18 protein-coding genes are annotated in these 21,381 nt (G+C 62.7%); 12 read left to right on the top strand and 6 right to left on the bottom strand.

The genetic code is table 11. From position 1 onward, the window contains the following. Positions 1-10 precede the first annotated feature (10 nt). The 4 genes from GA566_RS00195 to dnaA form a co-directional block, all read right to left on the bottom strand. Positions 11-1,273 carry a hypothetical protein gene (locus tag GA566_RS00195; RefSeq protein WP_370459249.1) on the bottom strand — a complete coding sequence of 421 codons (1,263 nt, stop codon included), beginning with the start codon at positions 1,271-1,273 and terminating at the stop codon, positions 11-13. Between the two features lie 444 nt (positions 1,274-1,717). Continuing rightward, positions 1,718-4,243: a DNA topoisomerase (ATP-hydrolyzing) subunit B gene (gyrB, locus tag GA566_RS00190; RefSeq protein ID WP_160471108.1), complete on the bottom strand. Its 2,526-nt coding sequence runs from the start codon at positions 4,241-4,243 to the stop codon at positions 1,718-1,720. A gap of 185 nt (positions 4,244-4,428) precedes the next feature. Further along, complete coding sequence (gene dnaN / locus GA566_RS00185) at positions 4,429-5,544, bottom strand: DNA polymerase III subunit beta (RefSeq protein ID WP_137925865.1); 1,116 nt, start codon at positions 5,542-5,544, stop codon at positions 4,429-4,431. Positions 5,545-5,915: 371 nt separating this feature from the next. After that, entirely contained in the window at positions 5,916-7,592 is a 1,677-nt protein-coding gene (gene dnaA / locus GA566_RS00180) for a chromosomal replication initiator protein DnaA (protein WP_137925866.1), read from the bottom strand. A gap of 864 nt (positions 7,593-8,456) precedes the next feature. Here dnaA and rpmH point away from each other — a divergent pair. From rpmH to GA566_RS00120, 12 genes are all read left to right on the top strand, one after another. Then, the gene (rpmH, locus tag GA566_RS00175) at positions 8,457-8,591 is read left to right on the top strand and encodes a 50S ribosomal protein L34 (protein ID WP_008650850.1); all 135 of its coding nucleotides are present in this window, start codon (positions 8,457-8,459) and stop codon (positions 8,589-8,591) included. Between the two features lie 136 nt (positions 8,592-8,727). Next, positions 8,728-9,165, top strand: a complete 438-nt coding sequence (gene rnpA / locus GA566_RS00170) for a ribonuclease P protein component (RefSeq protein WP_160473184.1) — start codon at positions 8,728-8,730, stop codon at positions 9,163-9,165. An 8-nt stretch (positions 9,166-9,173) separates the two neighbouring features. Beyond that, complete coding sequence (gene yidD, locus GA566_RS00165) at positions 9,174-9,473, top strand: membrane protein insertion efficiency factor YidD (RefSeq protein ID WP_160471106.1); 300 nt, start codon at positions 9,174-9,176, stop codon at positions 9,471-9,473. 22 nt (positions 9,474-9,495) lie between these two features. Beyond that, positions 9,496-11,172 carry a membrane protein insertase YidC gene (gene yidC / locus GA566_RS00160; RefSeq protein WP_160471104.1) on the top strand — a complete coding sequence of 559 codons (1,677 nt, stop codon included), beginning with the start codon at positions 9,496-9,498 and terminating at the stop codon, positions 11,170-11,172. A gap of 157 nt (positions 11,173-11,329) precedes the next feature. After that, positions 11,330-12,100, top strand: coding sequence for a trans-aconitate 2-methyltransferase (gene tam / locus GA566_RS00155; protein WP_160471102.1), 771 nt, complete (start codon positions 11,330-11,332; stop codon positions 12,098-12,100). A 111-nt stretch (positions 12,101-12,211) separates the two neighbouring features. Further along, on the top strand, positions 12,212-13,015 hold the full coding sequence (locus tag GA566_RS00150) for a CHAD domain-containing protein (protein WP_160471100.1): 804 nt from the start codon (positions 12,212-12,214) through the stop codon (positions 13,013-13,015). 5 nt (positions 13,016-13,020) lie between these two features. Continuing rightward, positions 13,021-14,454: a tRNA uridine-5-carboxymethylaminomethyl(34) synthesis GTPase MnmE gene (gene mnmE / locus GA566_RS00145; RefSeq protein WP_137928269.1), complete on the top strand. Its 1,434-nt coding sequence runs from the start codon at positions 13,021-13,023 to the stop codon at positions 14,452-14,454. A 26-nt stretch (positions 14,455-14,480) separates the two neighbouring features. Beyond that, positions 14,481-15,452 (top strand): DNA damage-inducible protein D, encoded by a 972-nt coding sequence (gene dinD / locus GA566_RS00140; RefSeq protein ID WP_370459248.1) that lies wholly within the window; start codon positions 14,481-14,483, stop codon positions 15,450-15,452. A 62-nt stretch (positions 15,453-15,514) separates the two neighbouring features. Next, positions 15,515-15,994 (top strand): hypothetical protein, encoded by a 480-nt coding sequence (locus tag GA566_RS00135; RefSeq protein WP_237379991.1) that lies wholly within the window; start codon positions 15,515-15,517, stop codon positions 15,992-15,994. Positions 15,995-16,157: 163 nt separating this feature from the next. Continuing rightward, the gene (locus GA566_RS00130; protein WP_160471097.1) at positions 16,158-16,754 is read left to right on the top strand and encodes a TetR/AcrR family transcriptional regulator; all 597 of its coding nucleotides are present in this window, start codon (positions 16,158-16,160) and stop codon (positions 16,752-16,754) included. Between the two features lie 66 nt (positions 16,755-16,820). After that, positions 16,821-17,402 (top strand): hypothetical protein, encoded by a 582-nt coding sequence (locus tag GA566_RS00125; RefSeq protein WP_160471095.1) that lies wholly within the window; start codon positions 16,821-16,823, stop codon positions 17,400-17,402. A gap of 194 nt (positions 17,403-17,596) precedes the next feature. Beyond that, on the top strand, positions 17,597-18,187 hold the full coding sequence (locus GA566_RS00120) for an Sbal_3080 family lipoprotein (protein ID WP_370459247.1): 591 nt from the start codon (positions 17,597-17,599) through the stop codon (positions 18,185-18,187). A 29-nt stretch (positions 18,188-18,216) separates the two neighbouring features. Here GA566_RS00120 and GA566_RS00115 read toward each other — a convergent pair whose 3' ends face one another. Both GA566_RS00115 and GA566_RS00110 read right to left on the bottom strand, forming a co-directional pair. Continuing rightward, the gene (locus GA566_RS00115) at positions 18,217-20,229 is read right to left on the bottom strand and encodes a Cache 3/Cache 2 fusion domain-containing protein (RefSeq protein WP_237379988.1); all 2,013 of its coding nucleotides are present in this window, start codon (positions 20,227-20,229) and stop codon (positions 18,217-18,219) included. Positions 20,230-20,400: 171 nt separating this feature from the next. Further along, positions 20,401-21,375: a M14 family metallopeptidase gene (locus GA566_RS00110; RefSeq protein WP_137928265.1), complete on the bottom strand. Its 975-nt coding sequence runs from the start codon at positions 21,373-21,375 to the stop codon at positions 20,401-20,403. Between the last annotated feature and the right edge of the window lie 6 nt (positions 21,376-21,381).

The raw sequence follows: 21,381 nt of genomic DNA, 5'->3' as shown, positions 1-21,381 counted from the left end.
GGCACGCTCGTTACGTGCTCGCCACAGCAAGGAGTTCTGCTTCCAAAGAAGCAACTACGCTGGCGAAATTGGCTCTTACGTTGTCACGAACCGCTTCTCTAGCCGCTATCGCGTCGCCGGAAAAGTATTTCTTTACGGCTGACGTGCCGTCCTCGTCGTCTGTGGCAATTAGCCTGAATGGGTCACCGTCGAAAAACGGCATCGGTTGGGAACTACCAATCTTGAAGGCACACGCTTTAAGCGGATAGAGATCCATGATCTCAACAAACTTGCGGTCAAACGTCAACAATGCAGGGAAGAAGTACCTTGCCTGTTTGCTCGGCTCGAATGTGATCGACTGCTCCAGTTGCCGAACATGCCACATGTCCCAAGCCATGTTTCGCAGCAATTTCAAGATATCGCTTTTTGAATTTTTTTGAATCTTTCCGAAGAACTTGAGATCGTTCCCGCGGATGAAATATGCCCGAGCAACAGCTGCCTCCCGGATGCTCATAGTGGCTAGTGTCGAATGACAGAATTCTAGGAAAGCCGCCATTTTCTTGCCAATCCCTGCGCTCGGTGACTTCAGTTGAATTGACGCGATCTTGACCAGGCAGGCATAAAGGTACTGGTGCCTAGAGATCAGACCTTCCATCAGCGTACTGTCCTCAATGTCCAAGTACATCCTGGACACTTGCTGTTGCGCAGTGGCGGCCAACTCCTGATCGGACAAGATTGAGCGTACTTCTCCACTCGACTTTAACCAGTCAACATCAATGGTACGCAAAATCTCATAAGCTTTGAGGTTATCAAAGATCTTATCAGCCGACTCGCCACCTGCGATCCGTGGCAAATTTTCCGTGAGGTAGGGGATTGGATCAACATGGACATCAGGCCGCGCAATGAACTCAAAGACTTCCTGGAAGTCTGCGGGGATGCCACCGCCCCGCTTACCTGCCATATGTGGCACAAGGTAGCTCATGGCATTTGTATCGAGCGAAATGGAGTAGTCAATCGGATAGGTCGCTTGTCCAGATTCCATCTCCAAGGCGGTTTCCGCATCTAGCACGATAACCCGCTCGGTTTTGAACAAGCTACGAATGGCCGCGCCAGCTGAAAATGTTCGGTTTAGTGCAAAGCCAGGTGATCCTCCCCTATCGGAAGCGAAAACAAATTTGTAGTCCTTTAGAAGCGGAGCCGCCAATCGATATAACGTAAATGCCTCGGCAGTGTTGGCGGAGTTGCAGATACGTGCAACCATTTCCTCGACATGAAATCCTTGAAAATCATTCACGATTCGTCCTGAACCTGTCAAATGGAAGGGCGGGACATCAAGCCTTGTGGCCGAATGATGTAGCGCCAGATTTGAAGCTGACAGCGCTCTTGCAAGAGCACCTGCAACAGACGATGGAAGATCAGATCTTCTATAGAAATACTGGTGACTCGTTCGATAAATGATCTGCCGCAGACGGGCATTTGGCTTTTCAGACAGGAGAATCTGAAGGGCTGGCAGCGTCTCGAAACCACGTCGCTCGTACGACGAACCAGTGTGAGCAAGAAAGCCGCCCACGGAATTGAAAAAGGGGCTGCGTCATGCGCAGCCCCTTTTTCCGCGAGCCTCGTGCCGCGAGCCTTCGAGGCACGCAATGCACTCTAATCCAACAAACTCTGAAAACTCAGTTCAGCGAACAGCCCCTTCCTTGTACGGCTGATTCCGATTTCCTACAGTTCACATCCCTCAAACATCAATATTCCGAGCCACCAACGCATTCGACTCAATAAAGTTCCGGCGCGGCTCAACCTCATCTCCCATCAGTGTCGTGAAGATCTGGTCCGCTGCAATCGCGTCTTCGATCTGTACGCGCAGCAGGCGGCGTTGGGTCACGTCGAGCGTTGTTTCGAAGAGCTGGTCGGGGTTCATTTCGCCCAGGCCCTTGTAGCGCTGGCGCGTGACGCCGCGTTCGGCTTCGCTCAGCAGCCATTGCATGGCCTGGTGGAAATCCGCCACGGTCTGTTCGCGCATGCGATCGCCTTCGCCGCGCTTGACCTTGGTGCCGTCCGGGATCAGGCCCTGGAACGTCTTGGCGGCGCCGGACAGTGCGGCGTAGTCGGCGCCGTGGACGAAGTCTGCGTCCAGGTGCGACAGTCGCACATTGCCGTGGTGGCGGCGCGCAATCATCAGGCGGTGCTTGTCGGTCTTCTCGTCGAACTGCGCGTAGACGTCTGCGGTGCCATCGTCGTTGACGGCGGCGCCGAGCAGAGTCTTGGCGTGCATCTCGGCCAGCTTGGCCTTCAGCGCAACAGCCGATGCCTCGGCAGCAGCGGCGTTGTCCAGGTCGAGCGTCACGCCGTCGGCGATGGCGCGCAGCGCATCGGTATCGACGATACGCGACAGACGGCCGATCACGCCTTCGGTCAGCTGGTACTGGCGAGCCAGTTCGCTCAGTGCGTCACCGGCGATCTCGCTGCCGTCCGGACGGATCAGCGCGGCTTTCTCCATCGCCAGCTTCAGCAGGTACGCGTTCAGCTCGGTGTCGTCCTTGATATAGCGCTCGTCCTTGCCGTGCTTGATCTTGTACAGCGGCGGCTGCGCGATATAGACGTAGCCGCGTTCGATGATGTCAGGCATCTGGCGGTAGAAGAACGTCAGCAGCAGCGTGCGGATGTGCGAACCGTCCACGTCAGCATCGGTCATGATGATGATGCGGTGGTAGCGCAGCTTCTCGAGGTTGTAGTCTTCCTTGCCGATGCCGGTGCCCAGCGCCGTGATCAGCGTCAGCACTTCCTGGCTCGACAGCATCTTGTCGAAGCGCGCGCGCTCCACGTTCAGGATCTTGCCCTTGAGCGGCAGGATTGCCTGGAACTTGCGGTCGCGGCCCTGCTTGGCCGAGCCGCCTGCGGAGTCACCCTCCACCAGGAACAGTTCGGATTGCGCGGGGTCCTTCTCCTGGCAATCGGCCAGCTTGCCCGGCAGGCCCATGCCGTCCATCACGCCCTTGCGGCGCGTCATTTCACGCGCCTTGCGTGCGGCTTCGCGCGCGCGGGCCGCGTCGACGATCTTGCTGCAGATGATCTTGGCGTCGTTCGGCGTTTCCAGCAGGAAATCGGTCAGCGCCTTGCTGACGAGTTCTTCCACCGGCAGGCGCACTTCGGACGAGACCAGCTTGTCCTTGGTCTGCGAGCTGAACTTCGGCTCGGGCACCTTCACGGACAACACGCAGGCCAGGCCCTCGCGCATGTCGTCGCCGCTGGTTTCCACCTTGGCCTTCTTGGCGATCTCGTTTTCTTCGATGTACTTGTTGATCACGCGCGTCATCGCCGCGCGCAGGCCCGTCAGGTGGGTGCCGCCGTCACGCTGCGGAATGTTGTTCGTGAAGCAGAGCACCTGCTCGTTGTAGCCATCATTCCACTGCATCGCCACTTCCACCGAGATGCCATCCTTCTCGGCGTTGCCGTAGAAGATGTTCGGGTGCAGCGTGGTCTTGGCGCGATTGATGTACTCGACGAAACCCTTCACGCCGCCGGCAAACGCGAAATCCTCTTCCTTGCCCGTGCGCTGGTCCACCAGCTTGATGTGCACGCCATTGTTCAGGAACGAGAGTTCGCGGATACGCTTCGAGAGCACTTCATAGTGGAACTCGACGTTCGTGAAGATCTCTTCATCGGCCAGGAAGTGCACTTCGGTGCCACGCTTGTCGGTGGCGCCGATGATCTTCATCGGCGAGACTTCCACGGGCTGGCCATCCGGACCGTTCACGGTCTCGACGATGCGGTTCTGCACCTCGCCCTTGGCGAATTCGATCAGGTTGACCTGGCCGTCGCGCCGCACCGTCAGGCGCAGCCACTTGGACAGCGCGTTCACGCACGACACGCCCACGCCGTGCAGGCCGCCGGACACCTTGTAGCTGTTCTGGTTGAACTTGCCGCCCGCGTGCAGCTCGGTCATGGCGATTTCCGCCGCGCTGCGCTTCGGTTCGTGCTTGTCGTCGAACTTCACGGCCGGCGGGATGCCGCGGCCGTTGTCGACGATCGAGATCGAGTTGTCGCTGTGGATCGTGACGAGGATCTCGGTGCAATAACCCGCCAGGGCCTCGTCGATCGAGTTGTCGAGCACCTCGAATACCAGGTGGTGCAGGCCGGTGCCGTCGGACGTATCGCCGATATACATGCCGGGACGCTTGCGCACCGCTTCCAGGCCTTCCAGGATCTGGATCGAAGAGGCGCCGTAAGTGTTTTCCTGCTGCGGATTCTGCTGGTCGGTCATGTTTTCCTACTCACGATACTAACGACAAAAGCGGATAAAGCCGGACCTGCGCCATTCGGCAGCGGGTGCGGCGAGTCCGCGTTTTGCGGGTTACTTGAAAACGGCAAAAGGGGCGGATCCCGAGGATCCGGCCCCTGATGCGGTGTGTGCCCGATTGTGTATGGATGGCGACTGGGTCTTGGCCATCAAATGCGCATCGGCATCACGACGTACTTGAAGTTGTCGTCTTCCGGCACGGTAATCAGCGCGCTCGAATTGGAGTCGCCGAGGCTGACCTGCACCTGCTCGCTCTTCAGGTTCGCGAGCACATCGAGCAGGTAGGTCACGTTGAAGCCGATATCGAGCGCATCGCCCGAATAATCGAGTTCCAGTTCTTCCTGCGCTTCTTCCTGGTCCGCGTTGGTCGAACTGATCTTGAGCACATGCGTATCGAGGATACAGCGCACGCCCTTGAACTTGTCCGTGGTCAGGATCGCCGTGCGCTGCAGCGCCTGCTGCAACTGCACGCGGTCGATCGCGAATGCATTCTTGTAGCCCTTCGGGATCACGCGCTGGAAGTCCGGGAACTTGCCTTCCACGAGCTTGCTGATCAGTTCCACGTTGGCAAACGTGAACTTCACCTGATTCGCGGCCAGTTGTACCTGCACGGGATCGTCGTTGTCTTCGAGCAGGCGCTGCAGTTCGAGAATCGTCTTGCGCGGAATGATGACTTCCTGGCGCGAGCCCACGCCCGCCGCCTCGTTCTCCAGCTCAACGCCGCAGTACGCCAGACGGTGACCGTCAGTGGCCACGGCCATCACCTTCTTGCCATCGACCACGAGCAGCATGCCGTTCAGGTAATAGCGGATGTCCTGCTGCGCCATCGCAAAGTGGACCATCGCCAGCAGATGCTTGAACGTCTTCTGCGGCAGGCTCACGCTCGCGTTGAACTCGGCGGCTTCGGCAACGGTCGGGAATTCCTCGGCGGCCAGCGTCTGCAGTGCGAAGCGGCTCTTGCCCGATTGCACGGACATGCGCTTGTCGTTCAGCGACAGCGCCACGTCGCCATCGGGCATCGCGCGCAGGATGTCGAGCAGCTTGCGCGCGGCAACGGTAGTGGCCACGTCGTCGCTCCCCACGCCGCACTCGGCATGCGTGGTGATCTGGATCTCGATATCGGTGGAGAGGAAGGAAACGTTCGAGCCGGACTTGCGGATCAGCAGGTTGGCCAGGATCGGGAGGGTGTGGCGGCGCTCCACGATGCCGCTCACGATTTGCAGCGGACGCAGCAGGTTGTCTCGCGAGGTTTTGACCAATTGCATTGAAATTATCCTTCGTCGTTTGTCGTCGGCGACCGCGGAATCAGGCGCAGCTCCAGGATCCAAATTCATAAAGGAATCAAGGAGTTAATGCCGCATTGTACCAAGGATAAGCCGCTGCGGTGAAGCGGGCCGAGTCCGGCGGGGCGCCTGGCTGTGCACAAAATGCCACGGTCAGGCGGCTCAATCCGCCAACGCGTCCCGACTCACCGCAAAGCCTTATCTGAGGCCAGTTACCGCAATCCAAGGTTATTCTGGCGCCCGTTTGCCGCCGGACGCGCACCCAGTAGTATGCCAGCCCGGCAAGGCTGGCCCGGAATTCCGGTTCCGGGACGCCGCCGCGCCCGAATACGGCGCGCGACATTGGCCCCCGGTCAGCCCTTGAGCGTCTGCTCCAGCACGTGCAGCTCGTGATTGAGCTGCGCGTCCTTGCTACGCTCGTCGGCAATCTTGCGCACGGCGTGCAGCACCGTGGTGTGATCGCGTCCGCCGAACAGCTCGCCGATCTCGGGCAGGCTCTTCTGCGTCAGTTCCTTGGCCAGGTACATGGCGATCTGGCGCGGCCGTGCGATGTTCGCGGGGCGCTTCTTCGAATACATGTCCGCGACCTTGATGTTGTAGAAATCCGCGCAGGTCTTCTGGATGTTCTCCACGGAGATCTGGCGGTTCTGCACGGTCAGCAGGTCCTTGAGCGCCTCGCGCGTGACATCGATCGTGATGTCCTTGCCGTGGAAGTTCGAGAACGCCAGGATCTTGCGCAGCGCCCCTTCCAGCTCGCGCACGTTCGAGCGCAAGTGCTTGGCAACAAAGAACGCCACTTCTTCCGGCACGCTCACGTTCTCGGCGGCGGCCTTCTTCATCAGGATGGCCACGCGCATCTCGAGCTCGGGCGGCTCGATCGCCACCGTCAGGCCCGAATCGAATCGCGAGATCAGGCGATCGTCGATGCCCGTGATTTCTTTCGGATACGTATCGCTGGTGATGATCACCTGTGCGCGATTCGCAATCAGCGCCTCGAACGCATAGAAGAACTCTTCCTGCGTGCGGTTCTTGCCCGAGAAAAACTGGATGTCGTCGATCAGCAGCAGATCCAGCGAGTGGTAATAGCGCTTGAACTCGTCGAACGCTTTTCGCTGATAAGCCTTCACCACGTCGGACACGTACTGTTCCGCATGGATATAGCGGATGCGCGCGCGCGGGTTCTCCATCAGCATGAAATTGCCGATGGCGTGGATCAAGTGGGTCTTGCCCAGGCCGACGCCGCCATAGAGATAGAGCGGGTTGTACGACTTGCCCGGGTTGTTGGCCACCTGGATTGCCGCCGCGCGGGCCAGCTGGTTGGCCTTGCCGGTGACGAAGTTGTCGAACGTCAGGATCGGGTTCAGGCGCGAACGCTCATGGACGGTGTCGTTCGGCTGCGCAGGCACCGTGCCCGGCTGCTGCTGCCCGCGGTACGGACGGCCACTGGCTTCGGCCGGGTCCATCTGGGCCACGTCGATATCGGCGAGGTCATGCGCTGGAGCACCGGCTCCTCCCTGCAGGGGGTTACCGGTTGGCGCGGCCGCCCGGTTCTGCATGCCTGCGGGGTAAGGAGCCTGCCCGCCCTGGGCCGGACCTGGCTGCGGCGCATACTCGTGATAGCCGCCCATCTGCGACGGAGCCTGGCCATAGGGCTGGGTGGGCATGCCACCCGGAGCACCCGTGGGCATGCCGGGATAAGGCGCGGCATTCGCACCCATTCCTGCGTGGCCCGCGGCACTGGCGTCCATGGCTTGCTGCGTATAAGTCGCAGCACGGCCCGACGCAGCGGGATCCAGAACAAAGTGAACGCTAACCTGCGTTTCCCAGTATTCGCACGCAAGCGCGGTGATACGACCCGAAAACTGGCTCTTGACCCAGTCGAGCTTGAAGCGGTTGGGCGCGGCAATCCGCAGCGCATGCGCTTCCTCGTCGAAGGCGACCGGCGCCAACGGCTTGATCCAGGTTTTGAACTGTTGCGGCGTCAGTTCGCGCTCGAGCTGCGCGGCTGCCGCCTGCCAGAAATCTTGCATGTGTTCTTCTAAGTGATCGCGCCACGACTTTCATTGGCACGTCACGGACAAGGCGGCATTCGCGCCACGGGGCTTCCCTCTTTTTTGTGCGCCCTTCGGAGTGTGTACCCACGAAAAGCAAAATGCCGCCCATCGTGCCCGAGGCACGGCAACGGCATTCAAAAAACGGTATACGGCAGGTATACCAAGGCAGGAAGACCCGGGTTGTGCGTGCGCCACGCAGCCCGTGTAGTGTTTGGACCGGGATTGTACCCCCCTGTCCAAGTTATCCACAAAGGATAACCCTGTGGACAACTTGTGAAAAATCAGTGGATTTGTGTGCACAACCTGCGCCGCCACGCCTCGCCCAAGCGGCGCCAACGGCAGATAATCCATGGGAAACAAGGACTTGGATAACATTTGAAGCGCCCCGCAGGAATACGGGAGCCGTCCGTTGTTACCCACCAGGCATTGTGGACAATGGCGCACCGGCGTTTACCCACAGGCCGGGAGGCATTGTGGCGGCTTTTTCGGCACCGCCGGTCCGGCGCCTTGACACGCTTTGCGAAAATCGGTTAAATGGCGGGTTCTGCGATGCCGCAGGGGATCACGTATGCGCATCGCCGGGTCTGGCCAGTACCGTCGCATGCAAGCATGTGCGGCCTCAGGCAAGCCGCCCGATCGCGTCAACGCCTTGTCCCATGCGATGAGGTCCAACGGCGGCCGGCAGCAAGACAGAACCAGAATCGTCGGCAAAGCCGCGGCCACCTTACCCCATGGGCGGGCGTCGGCTGTGCGGCAGCCCCATGCGAACCATACGCGGCGGCCAAGGCGAACCGGCATAGGCCGGCGCCCGGAAAGCCCGGATCAACCAGAGAGTGCAACATGAAACGTACCTACCAACCTTCCGTTACCCGCCGCAAGCGTACCCATGGTTTCCGCGTGCGCATGAAGACCCGCGGCGGCCGTGCCGTGATCAACGCACGTCGCGCCAAGGGCCGCAAGCGCCTGGCAATCTGAGGGCCGGGCGACCGGTGGGGGCGATGAGCATTGCGGCGGGCAACTGTCGCGGATGATCTTGCTGCCCCAGCCCGACGCCTCGCTCTCAGGATGGCCAGGAGTGCCGCAGTCCGGTGACTCCGCAGTTTTGACCAGCGTGTCGGACCATGCCTTCCCCAAAGCCGCGAGGCTCACAAAGACGGATGAGTTTTCATCCGTTTTTGCTTTGCGGCCCCGGCGTCGCAGCCCGCACTTCGTGCTGTATGTGCGCGCCAACGGCCTGGAGCAGGGCCGGCTCGGCATCGTCGTCGGCAAGAAGTTCGCGCCGCGCGCCGCCGAGCGCAACCTTGTAAAGCGCATGGTGCGGGAACTGTTTCGCTGCCGGCAGGACCAATTCGCTGGCCGTGACATTTTGTTACGGTTGCAGGCCAAGTTTCCGCGTGCGGACTTTGCCAGCCGAACGGCGATCCGGCGGGTCTGCCTGACCGAACTCAGCGGCTTGCTCGATGTTGCGGCCAGGCCGCTGCCGGTAGCAGCGGCTGCAGCCCCGCCCGACCCGGCCACGCCGGCCAGCCAGCCGGCCACCCCCGCCTGACCATCACCATGAAGCGAATCCTGCTTGCCCTGCTGCGCGTCTACAAGATCGCCCTGAGTCCGTACCTGGGCTCGCAGTGCCGCTTCCTGCCCACGTGTTCCGACTATGCCCGCGACGCCATCGCCAGCCATGGCCCGGCGCGCGGCACGTGGATGGCTGCGTGCAGGCTTTGCCGCTGCCATCCTTTCGCAAAGGGCGGGTATGATCCCGTGCCCGAGCCCGCAGTAAACGGGAAGGCCGACGCGGCGCCCCGCGCATCCGCCGCGCCAGGCCGTCCGCCTGTCACGGTCCGGCTCCCCAGACCCTGATTCCCCCAGACCATAGCGAGATATGGATATCAAACGCACTATCCTGTGGGTCATCTTCTCGATGGCCCTCGTGCTGCTCTACGACAACTGGCAGCGCGCCAACGGCCACGCGTCGATGTTCTTCCCGAGCGCCAATACGCAACAGCAGGCCGCTCCGGCCGGTGGTGCGAGCGGCGCCGCGGCCCAGGGTGACGTGCCCAAGGCCAGCGGGACGAACGCTTCCGCGCCAGGCGCCGTGCCGGCTGCCCCGCAGGGCGCCGCACAGCCTTCGGCCGAGAAGGTCGTGGTGACCACCGACGAGGTACGCGCGGAGATCGATACCGCTGGCGGCATCGTGTCGCGCCTCGAGCTGCTGCACGAGAAAGAGAAGGACGGCAAGCCCGTGGTGCTGTTCGAACGCGATGCCACGCGTACGTACCTGGCACGTTCGGGCCTGATCGGCGGCGACCTGCCGAACCACACCACCGTGTTCGCGGCTGCTCCCGGCGCACGCACGCTGGCGCCCGGCCAGGACAAGCTCGACGTCGTGCTGACGGCCGAGAAGAACGGTGTGAAGTTCACGAAGACGTACACCTTCAACAAGGGCAGCTACGTCATCGATACGCGCTTCGACGTGGCCAACTCGGGCACGGCGCCGATCTCGCCCACGCTGTACATGGAACTCGCGCGCGACGGCAGCAAGGTCGAGCAGTCGCAGTTCTACAGCACGTTCACGGGCCCGGCCATCTACACGAACGCCGACAAGTACCACAAGATCAGCTTCGAGGACATCGCCAAGGGCAAGGCCACCGTGCCGCCCGCCACGAACAATGGCTGGGTAGCGATGGTGCAGCATTACTTCGCCTCGGCCTGGATTCCGCAGAACGGCAAGGAGCACAGCTTCTACGCCGAGCAGATCGATCCGAACCTGTACCGCGTGGGTGTCCAGCAGCCGCTGGGCCAGATCGCGCCGGGCGCGGCGGTCAGCACCCAGGCACGCCTGTTCGCGGGTCCGCAGGAAGAGCACATGCTCGAGCAGATCACGCCGGGCCTGGAACTGGTGAAGGACTATGGCTGGCTGACCATCCTGGCCAAGCCGCTGTTCTGGCTGCTGGAGAAGCTGCACGGCTTCCTGGGCAACTGGGGCTGGTCGATCATCGCGCTGACCGTGCTGATCAAGCTGGTGTTCTTCCCGCTGTCCGCCGCGAGCTACCGCTCGATGGGCAAGATGAAGGACCTGCAACCGCGCATGACGTCGATCCGCGAACGCTACAAGGGCGATCCGCAGAAGATGAACGCGGAGATGATGGCCCTGTACCGTACCGAGAAGGTGAACCCGCTCGGCGGCTGCCTGCCGATCGTGATCCAGATCCCGGTGTTCATCGCGCTGTACTGGGTGCTGCTGTCGTCGGTGGAAATGCGCGGCGCGCCGTGGCTGGGCTGGATCCATGACCTCTCGGTGCCGGATCCGTTCTACATCCTGCCGATCGTGATGGCCGTGTCGATGTTCGTGCAGACCAAGCTGAACCCGACTCCGCCGGATCCCGTGCAGGCCAAGGTCATGATGATCATGCCGCTGGTGTTCTCGTTCATGTTCTTCTTCTTCCCGGCCGGCCTCGTGCTGTACTGGGTGGTGAACAACATCCTGTCGATTGCCCAGCAATGGCAGATCAACCGCATGCTCGGCAAGGGCAAGGCGGCGGCGATCGCCAAGAGCTGATCGCAGGGGTTCTGCCCCGCATTTCGAAGAACCCGGCCTCGCGCCGGGTTTTTTGTTGTCTGTTTTTATCGCCGCCGCCACGCGGCTGGCCTCAAGGCGTATGCTTCAAGTCTTATATAAGACTTAGCAACCCCGCTGCAGCGGAAAGGGACATGCCATGACGTGGTCGGCCAGCCAATACGTACAGTTCGAGGACGAGCGCACCCGCCCGGTGCGCGATCTGGTGGCGGCCATTCCGCCGGTGGATGCACGGCGCGTGGTCGATATCGGCTGCGGCCCAGGCAACTCCACCGAGGTGCTGGCCGCGCGATTTGTCGATGCCGAAGTCACGGGCGTGGACAGCGACACCGACATGATCGCCGCCGCCCGCAAGCGGCTGCCCGACCTGCATTTCGATATTGCCGATGCCACGCAATGGAACGACGCCGGCCCGTGGGATGTGATGCTGGCCAACGCCGTGTTCCAGTGGGTGCCCGACCACGCCACGCTGTTTCCCTCGCTCGTCAGCCGCCTGACGCCGGGCGGCAGCCTCGCCGTGCAGATGCCGGACAATCTCAACGAGCCGCCGCACCTGCTGATGCGCGAAACCGCCATGAACGGCCCGTGGTCTGCCAAGCTGACCGAGGCGGCTGGCACGCGCACCGCCCTGCCCTCCGAACGCTGGTACTACGAATTGCTGAAGCCGCACTGCAGCCGCGTGGATATCTGGCGCACGATCTACCAGCATCCACTCAAGGGCGGCGCGGCGGCGGTGGTCGAGTGGTTCAAGGGTAGCGGCCTGCGGCCGTTCCTGGCACCGCTCGACGAGACCGAGAAAGCCGCCTATCTCAGACAATACGAAACGGCCCTGGCCAAAGTCTTTCCGGCGCTGCCAGACGGCACGGTACTGCTGCCCTTCCCTCGGGTCTTCATTGTCGCCACCCGATAGCTCAGTGTTGGCGCCGGGCGATGCATGCGCCACCCACGTGCGCCATCGCCTACACTAGACGGACCCCTGCGCAGTCAATCTCTTTGCCGGTCACGATCAAGAGACACCGCCATGAGCCGTCAACCAGCATTGCATCGCAAGATGCGTCCCACCCGGGCGTTCGTTATCCTGGGCGATCACGGGCTGCGCGCTGTCGACAAGCGGCTCGAAGCGCTGCTGCATCGGGACGAGATCGAAGATGTACATCAACTACGCGTCGCCATTCGCCACCTGCGTGCCGTGACGTGGGCCTTCGGGCCGGTCCTTGGCGCGCACGTCAAGGCGCGCTGGAAGCGTACGCTGCACGATATGGCCGGCGCTGCCGGACCTGTACGCGACTGGGATGTCTTCATCGCGGAGACCCTTGCGCCGGCGCTGGAGATGCAGCCCAACGATCCGGTGTTGACCACGCTGGTGCAGACCGCGCAAGCGCGACGCGTGGCCGATCACGCCGAAATGATGGAGAAGCTCGCGCACTATCGGCAATCGCCGCTGCCTATCCTGTATCGCGATCTGATTCATATCGCCTCGGAGACATCCGACGAGCGCTTGAAGGGCTTCGCGCCCCGCCGCATTCGCAAGGCCCGGCGCCATGTTCGCGATCTGGCGCGCATCGCCCGCGACGGCCAGACTGATCACGTTCACAAACTCCGCATCGGCAACAAGCGTCTGCGCTATGCCATCGAGGCACTATCCGACGTGCTCCCCGGCCGCTATCGCAAACGCCTGCGCAAGAAACTGGTCGCCCGGCAATCCGCGCTGGGTGACCTGATCGACGAGAGCGTGGCGCGCCGCCTGATGGCCGAATGCCTGGGCTGCGCCGACGCGCTTCACGACGCCCTCCCCTCCGATCCGCAAAACGTTCTGCGACAATAGCGCCCATGACTGCCACCCTCACCGAGCTACCGATTGCCGCCATCGCCACCGCACCGGGACGCGGCGGCATCGGCGTGGTACGCGTGTCCGGCCCCGATGTCGGCACGATCATGCGCGCCGTATGCGGCCGCAACCTGCAACCGCGCCACGCCACCTACCTGCCCTTCCTCGACGCACGCGGCAAGGTCATCGACCATGGCCTGGCGTTGTACTTCCCCGCGCCGAATTCCTACACCGGAGAGGAAGTGCTTGAACTGCAGGGCCACGGCGGCCCGGTGGTCATGCAGATGCTGCTGTCGCGCTGCCTCGAAGCAGGCAAACCCGTGGGCCTGCGCGTGGCCGAACCCGGCGAATTCACGCGCCGCGCATTTCTGAACGACAAGCTCGACCTGGCGCAAGCGGAAGCCGTGGCCGACCTGATCGAAGCCAGCACCGAAGCCGCCGCCCGCTCGGCCGCGCGTTCGATGGAAGGCGAGTTCTCCAGCGCCATCCACGCGCTTGTGGAAAAGGTCATCCACCTGCGCATGTTGGTGGAAGCCACGCTCGATTTTCCTGAAGAGGAAATCGACTTCCTCGAAGCCTCCGATGCACGCGGCCAACTCACGCGCATTCGTGAAGCCCTGGCGGGCGTGTTGAAGCAGGCGCGCCAGGGTTCGTTGCTGCGCGAAGGGTTGTCGGTGGTGCTGGCGGGTCAACCGAACGTCGGCAAGTCGTCGCTGCTGAACGCACTGGCCGGCGCGGAGCTTGCCATCGTCACACCCATCGCCGGCACCACGCGCGACCGTGTGCGCGAGACCATCCAGATCGACGGCATCCCGCTGCACATCATCGACACTGCCGGTCTGCGCGATGACGCTGCCGACGAAGTGGAGCGCATCGGTATCGAACGCACGTGGGAGGCCATTCGTCGCGCGGATATCGTGCTGCACCTCGTGGATGCTGCCGACTACCTCGAACACGGCATCTCGGAAACCGACGACCACATCGACGATCGCCTGAGCGGCCAACTTCCACCGGGCTCGCCCATCGTGCGCGTGGTCAACAAGATCGACCTCGCCCCATCGGCTGGCGAAATGGGCTTCGGCGGCAACCGGCCGCACGTTGTGGCCGCCAACGGCCCCAATCCCACCGAGATCTGGATCTCCGCACGCACCGGTGCCGGCATCGATCTGATGCGTCGCGAACTGCTGCGCCTGATCGGCTGGCAATCCGGCAACGAAGGCACCTTCCTGGCCCGTGAACGCCACCTCATCGCCCTGCGCAGCGCGCAGTCCCACCTCGACTGCGCCGTGGAACGCGCCGAGCAAAGCGCCCAGGCGCTCGACCTGTTCGCCGAGGAACTACGGCTCGCGCAGGATCACCTGAACAGCATCACGGGCGAGTTCACGAGCGACGATCTGCTGGGGACGATCTTTACGCGGTTTTGTATTGGGAAGTGAGGTATCGACCTGCGCGGCGCAATGCCGTGCAGATCGGTAACCACGGCGGGGTCTTCGTCCAGGTCAACATCCTTCGGGCCATCATGGATGACACTGTGTTTTTGTACAGTGCCATCCATGAAGCCATGACTACCCAGCAAACTACCGCGAAGACCGCCAGTACTTTCGAGAGTACCCGGCAAACGAACGAGGAAGATTCCGAGTTCTGGTACGCCAGAGATCTCCAGCCCATCCTGGAGTATGCAAACTGGGAGAGCTTCCGCCGGGTGGTCGACAAGGCCGTCGAAGCGTGCAAGAAATCCGGTCAAACGCCAGCAGACCATTTTCGTCACATCACGAAAATGGTTTCCATCGGTTCTAAAGCCCGTCGCGCCATTGAAGACTGCGAGTTGTCGAGATATGCCTGCTATCTGGTCGTACAGAATGGTGATCCGTCCAAACTTGCAATTGCTCAGGGGCAGACGTACTTTGCGATCCAGACCAGGCGGCAGGAACTAGCGGATGACTCGCCAAGGTTTGGAAATTTCTCTGAGGATGAACGACGTTTGATGCTGCGTGGGGAATTGGTCCATCACAACAAGGCGTTGACAGCTGCTGCAAAGAGCGCTGGTGTCAAAACCGGTCTCGACTACGCAATCTTTCAAGACCACGGCTACCGCGGACTTTATGGTGGCTTTGGCGCAAAGGATATCCACGGATCCAAGCGTCTGAAGAAGACGCAACGAATCCTCGACCATATGGGCAGCACCGAGCTTGCGGCAAATTTGTTTCGCGCAACGCAGACCGAAGAGAAGCTGAGGCGAGACAACGTTCGCGGTAAGTCACAGGCGAACGCCACCCACTTTGAGGTTGGAGCCAAAGTCCGTCAAACGATTGTGGAGCTTGGAGGCACGATGCCTGAAAGCTTGCCAACGCCGGAGAAGAGCATTCAGCAGCTCGAGCGAGAGCAGCAGCAACTACAACTCGACTCGAACGGCTTGAATGGCGACGACCACTAGCGTCATCCTGTTGTCGCAACCCCATTGATGCTGCATCTTGCACTCACGCCGTTCCAATGGTCATGAACCGCCCCCTCACCCCCGGCGAAATCGCCCTCGCCCATCAGATCTTTGCTGACGCGGTCGATTACGCGTCTGTCCGCATCCTTCATCGCAATTTCGTCTTCTGGCAGGGTGGTCGCTACATCATCACGCCGAACGGCAACATCTACCTTGGGCGCAAGCTGCGTGGGATCGATGACTTCAGCCGGGCCGGGTTGGGGCTGCAGGCGCTGTTCATCCATGAGATGGCGCATGTCTGGCAGCATCAGCGCGGGGTCAATGTGTTGTGGCGCGGTGGGTGCGAACAGGTGCTGCACTTCCTGGGGTTCAACCAGTATCGCTATCGACTGACTGCGGGCAAGGCGCTGCATGACTACAAGCTGGAGCAGCAGGGCGATATCCTGCGTGACTTCTTTCTGGCGGGGCAAGGGCACGCGGCGCCGTATGGGGTGGAGGAATACCTTGTGGCGCTGGGGAGTCAGGGGGCGACTATCGTTTGATGTTGCGCTGCGCCTCGGTAGCTCCCCTCTCCCATGAAATGGGAGAGGGGAGCAAACCGGGAGCGGGATCGTTTGCCGAGGGTCTATTCCATTTGAAGTCCGCTGCGTTGACTTGTCATGCGATGTGGCGGACCATCGCCCACACAGCTTTCTGGAGCACATCATGCCGCGTGTATCGAAAGCGGAAGCGGAGAAGAACCGCGTAGTCATCGAGCAGGTATCGTCGCGGCTGTTCCGCGAGCAGGGATTCAACGGTGTCAGCGTGGCGGACCTCATGGGTGCCGCCGGCCTCACGCACGGCGGCTTCTACGGCCATTTCGAATCGAAGGATGCGCTGGCTGCCATCGCCTGCACCCGTGCCTTCGAGGAAGCCGAAGGGCGCTGGCGCAAGCGCGTGGCCGACGCCGCCGACAATGATGCCGCGCTTGCCGCCCTGATCGACGGCTATCTCTCGACGCGTAACCGCAATAGCTCCGGCACGGGGTGCCCCGTGGCGGCACTGGCCAACGACGTGGCGCGTGAAGCCGTGGACAAGCCCGTGCGTGCGGCCTTCCATGATGGCGTGGAAGACCTCTTGCAGATCCTGACCGCCATCCAGCCGGGCGATGACACCTCGGCGGCCCGCAGCAAAGCCGTCGCACAGATGGCCACGCTGGCCGGAGCGCTGATGCTGTCGCGCGCCACGATGGGCACGCCGCTGTCGAACGAGATCCTCGCCGCCGCGCGGACGTTCCTGCTGGCGGGCGCGGAACCGGGCTAGGACGCGCTACACTGGCGACCTACTTACCTGCCTATCCCGGCCAGTTGCGTCCGGCCCGCCCCCAAGATGTTGAGCAATTCCCGCCAGATCCTCGTTGCCGCCGTCGCTGTCGTTGTCCTTGTCCTGCTGTGGTTCGTAGGGAACGACACCGGTGAAATCGTCCCCACCAACACCACCACCGATACCGCTGCAGCCTCCACCCCGGCCGAACCGCCGGCCAGCTTGCCGCGCGGCATTCCGCGCAACGGCGTGCTGGACCCGATCAGTATCGATCCGAACCGCCCTGCCGACCTGCTGCCGCAATATCCGGCCGATGCGCTGGCTACCGACTACGCCGCCGACGCCGCCACAGCCGATGATCGCTACAAGGGGAAGTACCTCATCGTCGATGGTGTGGCGAGTGGTATCCGGCGCGATCACGCGCACGTGTACCTCGAAATCCGCACCGACAATCCCGGCGTGGTAGTGCGAGCCGATCTGCTGAAGGACCAGATCTGCGGTCCGGGCACCCGCGCCTGCGAGGTGGAAGCGCGCGCAACGATGGTCCGCCGAGGACAGAAGGTTGCCGTGGAATGCAACGGCGCAGGGGTTGGCGAGGGCGGTACGCCGCTGCTGTCGGACTGCCTGCTGCGCGGCGGCGCCAACTAGGCATCACATCGAGGCATCGCTTCGGGATCCGGGGGTTGCGCGGCGATTTGCGGCATCAGTCCCTCGCTGTTCTGCGCTTTGATCCATGGCCGGCACGCCTACATTACGGAGGCATGCTGCCGGCAATGCGCCCCTGAACCGCCATGGATGCAGGTCCGGGCGGCCGGCGCCCTCGCCGACGCGATCCAGGACCCATGATGAAGAGAGTAACGATTGCCGCCACGCTGGCCCTGCTGGCCACGGGCTGTTCCACCTACCAGAGCGTGTTGCCGGTAGATCGCGCGGATCAGGTCGATCCGATTGCCGGTTTCCAGCCCGGTGCCTATGGCGGCCCGGCGCAGTTCCGTGTCGATGGCAACCGCGTGGTCGGTGCCGATGGCTCGCTGTTCTGCGTGGTCACCAACCAGGTGAGCAACAATGCCTACGTGGAAAGCTTCATCAAGGCACTGCGCGTGCGCAACTTCGAGGTGAAGCTGCTGCCGCCGAACTCGTCCATGGCATCCTGCCCGATGACGGCGATGTACGTGGCACAGCGCCAGAACTACATCACGCCCTTCCTGGCCGCCGCCGACATCACCGTGTACCGCAACGGCGAGCGCGTGGGCAAGGCCATCTTCAACGCCAACCGCAGCGCGGGTGGCGTGAACCTGAGCAACTTCATTCCGCCCGACATGAAGATCGAGGAACTGGTGGACGAACTCTTCCCCGGACTGAAGCCGCAACCCCAGCCCGAAGCAGCACCAGCGCCGGCACCCGCCCAGCCCGCCCCGGCCCCGGTGGCCTGAGCGGGCTACGTCCAAGCTGGCCGGGACGATCAGGCCAGCCTGAACACCTCCACCGCCTGGCGCAACTCCTGCGCCTGGTGATGCAGGCTTTCGGCGGCGGCAGCGGCTTCTTCCACGAGCGCGGCGTTCTGCTGCGTCACTGTATCCATCTCCGCCACGGCGCTGCTCACCTGCCCCAGCCCCAGCGATTGCTCGCGCGAGGCTGTGCTGATATCGCCCATCAGCGCGGCAATGCCTTCCACGCGACGCACCATATCGTCGATGGCCGTACCCGCCTGCTGCACGGCCTCGTTGCCCGACTTCAGATCGGTCACCGTACGCTCGATCAACTGCTTGATCTCGCCCGCAGCGTTTGCGCTGCGTTGCGCCAGGCTACGCACCTCGCCCGCCACCACGGCAAACCCACGGCCATGCTCGCCCGCGCGCGCGGCTTCCACGGCGGCGTTGAGCGCCAGGATGTTGGTCTGGAACGCGATGCCGTCGATCATGCCGATGATGTCCACCACCTGCTGCGCATTGCGATGGATGTCGGCCATGGTCGTGACCACGCGGCCCACCGTGGTGCCGCCGGCGCGTGCCGCATCGGCGGCGCTCGCCACGGCGGCATTCGCGTCGTGCGCGTTGTCGGCATTCTGCTTCACCGTGACCGAGAGTTCCTCGATGCTCGCCACGGTCCGCTCCAGGCTGCCCGCCTGCGATGCGGTGCGCGCCGAGAGATCGGCATTGCCGCTGGCAATCTGGCTCGTGCTGCCCGCAATGGCGCCCACGCTGCCGCGCACCTTGTCGACGATGCCACTGAGGCCCTGCCCCACGCCATCGATCGCACGCATCAACTGGCCGATCTCGTCATTGCGCGTGGTCTCCAGCCGCGCGGTGAGATCACCGGAAGCCAGGCGCCCTGCTGCATCGGCGGCATGCGCCAGCGGCTGGCTGACCATACGGCGCAGCAGCCACCAGAACGCGGCCGACACCATCAGCGCAGCCAGCAGTCCACCGGCCAGGAAAAGGTTGCGGCTGGCTTCGAGTTCGTTGCGCAGCGAGGCCGTCGGCACGCTGCCGGCAATCAGCCACTTCCATTCGGGATAGGTCGCGAACGCGGTCAGGCGCTCCACTGCGGCGTTGTTGCCGATGGCCACGGTGTTGATGACGTCGCCATCCTTCGCCTCGATCATGTCACGCACCCAGGACTTCCCCTCGGCATCCTTGGCATCGATCTGCACAGTCCCTTCGCTGCCGGAGCGGTCCACCATCACCTTGCCCTGATCCGCGCCCGGCTTGGCGTCGATCACGATGAACTGGCCATCGGCACCGATCGTCTTGCGACGGATGCGGTTTTTCAGCGCCGCGAGTTCCGCCTCGACGTTCACGCCCACGTACAGCGCGCCGACGATCTTCCCGCTGGCATCGCGCACGGGCTCGTACTTGCTCATGTAGGGCTTGCCGAACAGCCAGGCCAGCGAGCGGTACGACTTGCCTGCAGCCACCGCCGCGTAGGCCGGGCTGGCGCGATCGAGCACGGTGGCGATGGCGCGCTGGCCATCCTGCTTTTTCAGCGAGGTGGTGACACGGATGTAGTCATCGCCCGTACGCGCGAAAACCGTGGCCACCACGCCGCCCGTGTTGGCGAAGAACTTGTCCGGGATCTCGAAGCTGTTGTTGAGCACAAGGTCGCCGCTGCGGAACTCGGGCGTGGCCTTGCCAGCCACCTCGATGGTCTGCGCGGGGTCCACGGCATACGGTCCGGGGAGTACGGCGGCAAAGCTCAGCAGGAAGCGGTCGGCCTCCTGCAACATGGTGTCGTCGAGCTGGGCCACCAGCTCGCGCAGGGTCTGGCTTTCGGCGGTGATGGCCTCGCGCGCCTGCGTTTCGAGCTGGCGCATGCTGCTCAGCGAGAGCGCCAGCGAAAAGGCGCAGAACGCGACAATCTGGACGGCAAGGACTACCAGCGCTAGGCGCGTGCCGATACTCCAGCTGCCGGCCCGCGCGCGCAAGCCGCCAGCCGACGCCTGCCGCGGCAGGGTAAGAGAAGAGTTTGAATACAAGGGGCGCTCCGTGATTAACGCCGTGCACCATCGTGACGCACGGGTAACGCCCGCTCTGATGGCAGGTCGTCACGTCACGGTTATCGGATGTCCGAAGTGCCGCCTTGAATGTAGAGAATGCTTAATCTAGGGAATCGGCAAAATATCACGTTGTGATATATGCAACCGGTTTCATAGTTCAAGCTGACCGAGCCGCACTACGGTCACGCCGGGCCGGAGCTGGCGCAGAGAAGGCATGACGAGCACGCAGTTGGCGTAGGGCGTGACCACGGGTTCGCCATCGCGCCAGGCGATCACGGTGCCCGCGTCGGCAAACGTTTCGAGGCCGGTATAAGGGCCAGCAAAACGGAAGTCCATGCTGCTGGCCACCACTGGCTCGGTCACGCGGATCACGCGTTGCGTGGCGGGCAGCGGACGCAGCCATCCGGCGGGCAGGTCGGCTTCCTCGACGATGCCAGCGTTCAGCAGAAAGCGCGCGGTGCTGTCGCGGGCCACGTCCACGGCGGAGACTTCCCAGTGCTGGCCGCATTCGATCAGCAGCGCGTTGCGTGCGCTCGCGGCATCGCCAAAATCGGCGTAGTCGCGCATGCGGCGGCCTTCCGGATGGCCTTCGTCCACGATCACGTCGGCAGGCGTGCCGAGCGCCCGCGATAGCGCGATGCCCTTGTCGAGCGGACCCGACACGATCAGCGGACGGCTCTTCTCATGCATCGAATGCAGATCGAGCAGCAGGTCGACGGTATCGACAATGGGACGCATCGCACGGGCACGGCGCAGTTCCGAGGAATCGCGCGACATGTCGTCGAGCACAGCAGCGGTCCAGACGCGGTTGAAGTCCTGATCGACAAAGCGTGACGCATCGGGCGTGGACGCATCGAAGCGCGCGTAGGCATCCACATTGGCAAACGACAGCGTCAGCTTGCCCGTGCGCGGACGCAGGCCATGGTCAAGCAGGCCGCCCACCGTAATCGCCCCACACACCTCGTTGCCGTGCGTCAGTGCGTTGATCATCACGTGCGGGCCTGCAATGCCGCTGTCGAACGTGTGGACGTACGCCACGCCGCTGTTGCCTTCGGCGTAGGGGCGGATATCGGGAAACTCGACCTCGACCGCATAGGCGTCGAAGGTAGGGGCACGCTGCGTCATCTGGTA

This window comes from Cupriavidus sp. SW-Y-13, assembly GCF_009793345.1.
Taxonomy (GTDB): Bacteria; Pseudomonadota; Gammaproteobacteria; order Burkholderiales; family Burkholderiaceae; genus Cupriavidus.
This window is presented reverse-complemented; position numbering and strand designations above follow the sequence as displayed.